The 6,052-nt window shown below is 69.4% G+C and carries 5 protein-coding genes and 2 pseudogenes; 2 read left to right on the top strand and 5 right to left on the bottom strand.

Features of this window, described 5'->3' with window-relative positions; all coding sequences use genetic code 11:
* Positions 1-91: 91 nt before the first annotated feature.
* From ABT085_RS42860 to ABT085_RS42845, 4 genes are read right to left on the bottom strand one after another with little or no spacing between them, the layout of a single operon-like run.
* The gene (locus tag ABT085_RS42860; RefSeq protein WP_351621564.1) at positions 92-1,015 is read right to left on the bottom strand and encodes a carbamate kinase; all 924 of its coding nucleotides are present in this window, start codon (positions 1,013-1,015) and stop codon (positions 92-94) included.
* Positions 1,016-1,019: 4 nt separating this feature from the next.
* Positions 1,020-2,021, bottom strand: coding sequence for an ornithine carbamoyltransferase (gene argF, locus ABT085_RS42855; protein ID WP_351621561.1), 1,002 nt, complete (start codon positions 2,019-2,021; stop codon positions 1,020-1,022).
* 19 nt (positions 2,022-2,040) lie between these two features.
* Positions 2,041-3,255 carry an arginine deiminase gene (locus tag ABT085_RS42850; RefSeq protein WP_351621559.1) on the bottom strand — a complete coding sequence of 405 codons (1,215 nt, stop codon included), beginning with the start codon at positions 3,253-3,255 and terminating at the stop codon, positions 2,041-2,043.
* A 31-nt stretch (positions 3,256-3,286) separates the two neighbouring features.
* Positions 3,287-4,705 (bottom strand): APC family permease, encoded by a 1,419-nt coding sequence (locus tag ABT085_RS42845; protein ID WP_502982959.1) that lies wholly within the window; start codon positions 4,703-4,705, stop codon positions 3,287-3,289.
* 404 nt (positions 4,706-5,109) lie between these two features.
* Here ABT085_RS42845 and ABT085_RS42840 point away from each other — a divergent pair.
* Positions 5,110-5,572 (top strand): annotated as a pseudogene (locus ABT085_RS42840) (cyclic nucleotide-binding domain-containing protein).
* A 36-nt stretch (positions 5,573-5,608) separates the two neighbouring features.
* A pseudogene (locus ABT085_RS42835) lies at positions 5,609-5,899 on the top strand (CBS domain-containing protein); the annotation flags it as partial.
* Here the strand turns inward: ABT085_RS42835 and ABT085_RS42830 are convergent.
* Positions 5,899-6,052, bottom strand: a 154-nt coding sequence (locus tag ABT085_RS42830) for a transposase (RefSeq protein ID WP_351621567.1), incomplete at its 5' end; no start/stop codon positions are given. The pseudogene ABT085_RS42835 and the gene ABT085_RS42830 sit on opposite strands and share 1 nt — an antisense overlap.

Raw genomic sequence — 6,052 nt, 5'->3', positions numbered from 1 at the left:
GTCACGGGGTGGTGCCGGACTGCGCCCCCGGGCGGGCCGTCCGGCCCCGGCGCTGGGGCCGGACGGCCCCGGTGCTCCCCACTCCCGCCCGTCAGCCAGCCACGAGTTCAGGGCGGACCAGGGTGCCCGAGCGGCCGTGCACGATCTCGTACGCCGCGTCCAGCGCCCCGATGGCGGCGAGCCCTCCGGTCCGCTCGACGAACCGGGCCGCGGCTTCGGCCTTCGGCCCCATGGAGCCCTCGGGAAAGCCCTTGCGGCGCAGTACGGCGGGGGTGGCGTCGAGGACGGGCTGCTGAGCGGAGGTCCCATAGTCCTCGTACACGCACGGGACGTCGGTGAGGATCAACAGGAAGTCGGCCTTCAGATCTTCGGCGAGCAGAGCTGCCGTGAGGTCCTTGTCGACGACGGCCTCGACGCCGGTCAGCGCGCCGGTGTCGTTGTCCGCCGTGACGGGGACACCTCCGCCTCCCGCGCAGATCACGAGGGTGCCGCTGTTCAGCAGCTCGTGGACGGTGTCGGTCTCCAGGATGCGTTCCGGTGCCGGGGAGGGGACGACGCGGCGCCAGCCGGTGGTGTCCTGCGCGATGTGCCAGCCCCGCTTGCGGGCGAGAGCCCTGGCCACCTCCCGTGGGTAGACCTGGCCGACGAACTTGGTGGGCCGGCCGAACGCCGGGTCGTCGGCCCGTACCAGGGTGTGGGTGACGAGGGTGGCGATGTGGCGGCCGGGCAGGGCGTCATGCAGCGTGCAGGCCAGCAGGGAGCCGATCAGGCCCTGGGTCTGCGCGCCAAGCAGATGAAGAGGGTAGGGGGCGCTGAGGGCCGGGTCGCTCGCACTCTCCATGGCGAGCAGGCCGATCTGCGGGCCGTTGCCATGGGTGAGGACGATCTCGTGCTCGTGGGCCAGAGCGGCCAGTGCGGTGGCGACCCGGTCGATGTTTGCTTGCTGAACGGCGGCGTCCGGGCGTTCGCCGCGGTGGAGCAGGGCGTTGCCGCCGAGGGCGACGACGATGCGCATGGCTTCAGTCCTCCAGGGTGGCGACGAGTACTGCCTTGATGGTGTGCAGCCGGTTCTCGGCCTGGTCGAAGACGATCGACGCGGGCGAGGAGAAGACGTCGTCGGCGACTTCAAGTCCGTTCAGGCCATAGCGGTCGAAGAGGTCGTTTCCGAGACGGGTGCGGCGGTCGTGCAGGGCCGGCAGGCAGTGCATGAACTTCACGTCCGGGTTGCCGGTGGCGTCGAGCGTCTTGCCGTTGACCTGGTACGGCAGCAGCAGTTCGATCCGCTCCCGCCAAGTGTCGGCGGGCTCGCCCATGGACACCCAGACGTCGGTGTGCAGGAAGTCGGCGCCGCGTACGGCAGTCTCGGCGTCCTCGGTGAGAAGGATTCGGGCACCGCTGCGCTCGGCCACCTCCCGGCACTTGGTGACCAGCGCGGGGTCGGGCCACAGCGGGGCAGGGGCGGCGATGCGCACGTCCATGCCGAGCAGCGCATCCATGGACAGCAGCGAGTTGCCCATGTTGTTGCGCGCGTCACCGAGGTAGCAGTAGACGATGTCGGGCACGGGCTTGAGACTGTGCTCGTGCATGGTGAGCACGTCGCACAGGCTCTGAGTGGGGTGCGCTGTGTCGGTGAGCCCGTTGTAGACGGGAACGCCGGAATGGGTGGCGAGGGCGGCGACGAGGGACTGGGCGGAGCCGCGGTACTCGATGGCGTCGAACATGCGGCCAAGTACGCGGGCGGTGTCGGCGATGGACTCCTTGACGCCGATGTGGGTGTCGCCGGGGCCCAGGTAGGTGGTGGCGGCACCCTGGTCGGCGGCTGCGACCTCGAAGGCACAGCGGGTGCGGGTGGAGGTCTTCTCGAAGATCAGCGCGAGATTCCGGCCGGTCAGCCGAGGCTGCTCGGTGCCGGCTCGCTTGGCGGCCTTCAGGGTGGCGGCGAGGTCGAGGAGGTGGTGAATCTCGGCTGCGCTGAAGTCGAGTTCACTCAGGTAGGAGCGGCCGCGCAGGTCGATGGTCATGGTGGTTCCCCCTGGGGGCTCAGGCGGCCGGGTCGCGTTCGATGGGGCAGCTCATGCAGCGCGGGCCGCCGCGTCCGCGGCCGAGTTCGGCGCCGGCGATGGTGACGATCTCGATGCCCTGCTTGCGCAGGTAGGTGTTGGTGGTGACGTTGCGCTCGTAGCCGACGATCACGCCGGGGGCGAGGGCGAGGAAGTTGCTGCCGTCGTCCCACTGTTCGCGCTCGGCGTTGCGGATGTCCTGCGGGGCGGAGAGCATCCGGACCTTGTCGAGGTCGAGGGACTCGGCCAGGGCAGTAGCGAGGTCGGAATTGGGGGCGACGTCGAAGCCGCACTCGCGGGTGCCGCTGGGCGTGAGTGTCCAGGAGCGCAGGGAGTCGGCCAGGCCCGGGTAGATGACGAAGGTGTCGCGGTCGATCATCGTCAGCACGGTGTCGAGGTGCATGTAGGCCCGGGCAGCAGGGAGGTGGACGGCGATCAGCCGCCGTGCCGTGCCCTCGGCGAACAGCCGGGCGGCCAGGTTCTCCACCGCCTGCGCAGTGGTGCGCTCCCCCATGCCGACCATGACGGCGCCGTTGCCCAGGACGTGGACGTCCCCGCCTTCGAGGGTTCCCGCCGAGCCGTCAAGGAGCGGCTCCGGGGCGACGCCGGCGAACATCGGGTGGAAGCGGTATATGGCCTCGGCGTGCAGGCTCTCGCGCCGCCGGGCGGTCTTGGCCATCAGGTTGACCGACAGACGGTCGTACACCCAGCAGGAGTTGTCGCGCGGGAAGAGGTGGTTGGGCAGCGGGGCGAGGGCGAAGTCGTCCGCGTCGAGTGCGTTCCAGACCAGGCTGTGCGGGGTGGCGAGCGGCAGGTCGCTCTTGAGGAGCCCGCCGATGAGGTGTCCGGCGAGGGTCTCGCCGTCGAGTTCGGCGCACAGTTCGCGCACCGGGTCGATGAGCGCCGGTCCGACGGTGGCCGGGGTGATCACCCGCTCCAGCAGCCAGTCACGGGCCTCGTCGCTGTCGAGGGTCTGTGCGAGCAGGTCGGCGAAGTAGTGCACGCGGGTGCCGTGGTCGCGCAGCACCTGGGCGAAGGCGTCGTGTTCCTCACGGGCGCGCTTGGCCCACAGGATGTCGTCGAAGAGGAGAGCGTCGACGTTGCGCGGGGTGAGGCGGGAGAGCTCGATGCCGGGACGGTGCAGGATCACCTGGCGCAGGCGCCCGGCCTCGGAGTCGACGTGGAACGTGTTCACGGCGTGGTTTCCTCAATCGTGAGGGTGATGGTCAGTCCTGGTGGCGGTGGGCGTCGCGCCTGCGGGGGCCGCCGACGCGGTTGGTGCCCAGCCCGCGGGAGAGCCGCTTCGGTGGTGCCGGCGTCTCCGGGGCATGCTCCTCACGCGGAGCACGGGCGGCGGGAATCGCCGCGGCCGGTTCGTCGCCATACCGGCCCTGGCCCCGCTTCAGCCACACATAGACCGGCACCCCGAGCAGCAGCACGAACAGTCCGTAGTAGACGGTCTGGTAGCCGCTGCCCTGGATCGACCAGTAGGAGAAGGCCAGCGCGAGAGCGGCGACGGTGACGTCGCGGGCCAGGCGCCGCGGGCTGAGGGTCTCCCGGCCGCGCACCAGCAGCCAGTACAGCTGGGCGGCGGCGGAGAACAGATACGGGACCACCGCGGTGAGCACGCTCAGCAGCACGATCTTCGTGAAGACGTCCTCGAAGCGGGTATAGCTGAACACCGTGATCAGCGAGGCCAGCACGGTGGAGGCGACGACACCGAAGGCCGGCACGCCGCTCTCACCGCGCAGCTTCGCGAAGACATCGGGGAAGAGCCCGTCGCGGGCGGCGGCGTACGGCATCTCGGCGCACAGCATGGTCCAGCCGTTGAGGGCGCCGATGCCCGAGATGATCGCGGCGACGGCCACGACGTCCCCCGCCCAGGTGCCGCCGACGATGTTGTTCGCGGCGTCGGTGAACGGTGCGACAGTGTCGCTCAGCGCCCCGTGCGAGACGGTGCCGAAGACCGCGAGCGTGCCCAGAATGTAGATGACGGCGCACAGCAGCGTGCCGTAGACGGTGGCGCGCGGCACGTTCCGCTCCGGCTCGCGCACCCGGCCGGCGACCACCGAGGCGGCCTCCAGCCCGAGGTAGCTGAACAGGGCGATGGCCGCCGCTGCGGAGATCGCGCCGAGCGCCGACTGACCGCTGGCGTTGAAGGCTCCGAAGTTGTCCGGGTCGATGAAGAACAGCCCGATGGTCGCCATGAAGACAAGCGGCACGAACTTCAGCACGGTGGTGACCACCTGGAACGCGCCGATGTTACGGACGCCGGTGAGGTTGATCGCGGCCGCCGCCCAGAGCCCGCCGAGAGCGATGCTCATGGAAATCCACGTCTTGTGACCCGTGTTGACGAACACCTCGACGTAGCCGACCCACGCCACAGCGATCGCCGCGTTGCCGGCCCACGCAGTGATCCAGTACGACCACGCGTTGAGGAATCCGGCGAACTCGCCGAAAGCCTCCCGGGCGTAGACGTACGGCCCGCCGCTCGCCGGTACCCGCTTCGACAACGCCCCGAAGGTCAGCGCGAGCGCCAGCGCGCCCAGAGTCACGATGACGAAGGCGACCAGCGAGACGGGCCCGTACGGGGCGAGCGCGGAGGGGAGAGCGAAGATCCCGGTGCCGATGATGGTACCGATCACGAGCGCGGACGCGGCCGGAAGACCGAGTGCCGCCTTGGGCCGGGGCGTCGCTCGGTCGCCAGTCGCTGGAGTCCTGGGCATGGCTGCGCTCCTTGTACAAGTCGCTGTGGATGAGTCGATCCGTAGGCGATGCTTCTGCGCCACGCCGGATCAGGGCAGCGGCCACCCGGGACCCACAGTGGTGCCGAAGGTCCCGGTCCAGGAGGTCCGTGCAGCCCCAACTCGTCGTGGACGTAAACGAAATGGAGGGCGAGGCCTGGCCGCATGTCCCTGTGCAGCGCGCCGAAATCAACCGGTCGTCGGTACTGGATGGCCCGATCACTGGACCGTACGGACCATGAACCTCCTCAAGGGCCCGGCAGACGCTGGCCTTGGAAGTTCGTAGCCTCGCAAGGAGGCATGTCATGCACGCCACGTCCACCCCCAGCGTGCTGCGCTCACTGCCCGCCGGACACCGCGAGCGGTTCATGCGCCGCGCCCGGGAGGTTTGTGTCCCGCAGGGAACGCGCCTGTTCGAGGAGGGAGGACGCGCCGGCCGCTTCTGGATCATTCGCACCGGCCGGGTCGAGCGCGATATGCCGGTACCGGACCGTCGGGCGGACGTCGTCGAGAGCCTCGGCCACAATGCGCTGGTTGGCTGGTCCTGGCTGTTTCCTCCGCCTGCCTGGCAGATGGGCGCCGAGGCGGTGACACGGTGCGGGCCTACGAATTCGACGCCACGGCTGTCGGCCCATGTGCCTGGACGTCCCGGCCCTGGGCCGGGACGTCAGCCGGTGGGTGGGTCAGGTCCTCGCCCACCGTCTGCGCTCGGCCAGGACCCGCCTCCTCGACCTGTACGCCCCATACGGCGCCGGCAGCCTCATCTGACCCGGCCGGTTCCGAACGGTTTCCAAAGGAGTGACCATGCACGGCACCCCGCACATCGTCAGTGATGTCATGACCCACACGGTCGCCGCAGTCGGCCGCAGGGCGACCTTCAAGGAGATCGTGCAGCTGATGCAGGACTGGAAGGTCAGCGCCCTGCCCGTCATCGAGGGCGAGTGCCGGGTCGTCGGTGTCGTCTCCGAGGCGGATCTCCTGCCCAAGGAGGAGTTCTGCGACAGCGACCCCGACAGGTACACGCAGTTGCGCCGTCTGTCCGACCTGGCGAAGGCCGGCGCGGATACCGGGACTCTTGCGGAAAGCCCCGGCGTTCACGCTGGGGATGAATGCATCTCAAGACTGCTCTGACGTGCACGTTGGTGCGGACGTTTTTGCTGCTCGATGTACTGGCGCACGATCGCCATCGGTGCTCCTCCGCACGATGCGCAGAAATACGAGGGCGACCACAGGTGTCCGTGCATAATG

Source organism: Streptomyces sp. NPDC002265, from assembly GCF_040296125.1.
Classification (GTDB): domain Bacteria; phylum Actinomycetota; class Actinomycetes; order Streptomycetales; family Streptomycetaceae; genus Streptomyces.
Note: the sequence above shows the minus strand (reverse complement) of the source record. Positions and strands in the feature narration are given on the sequence as shown.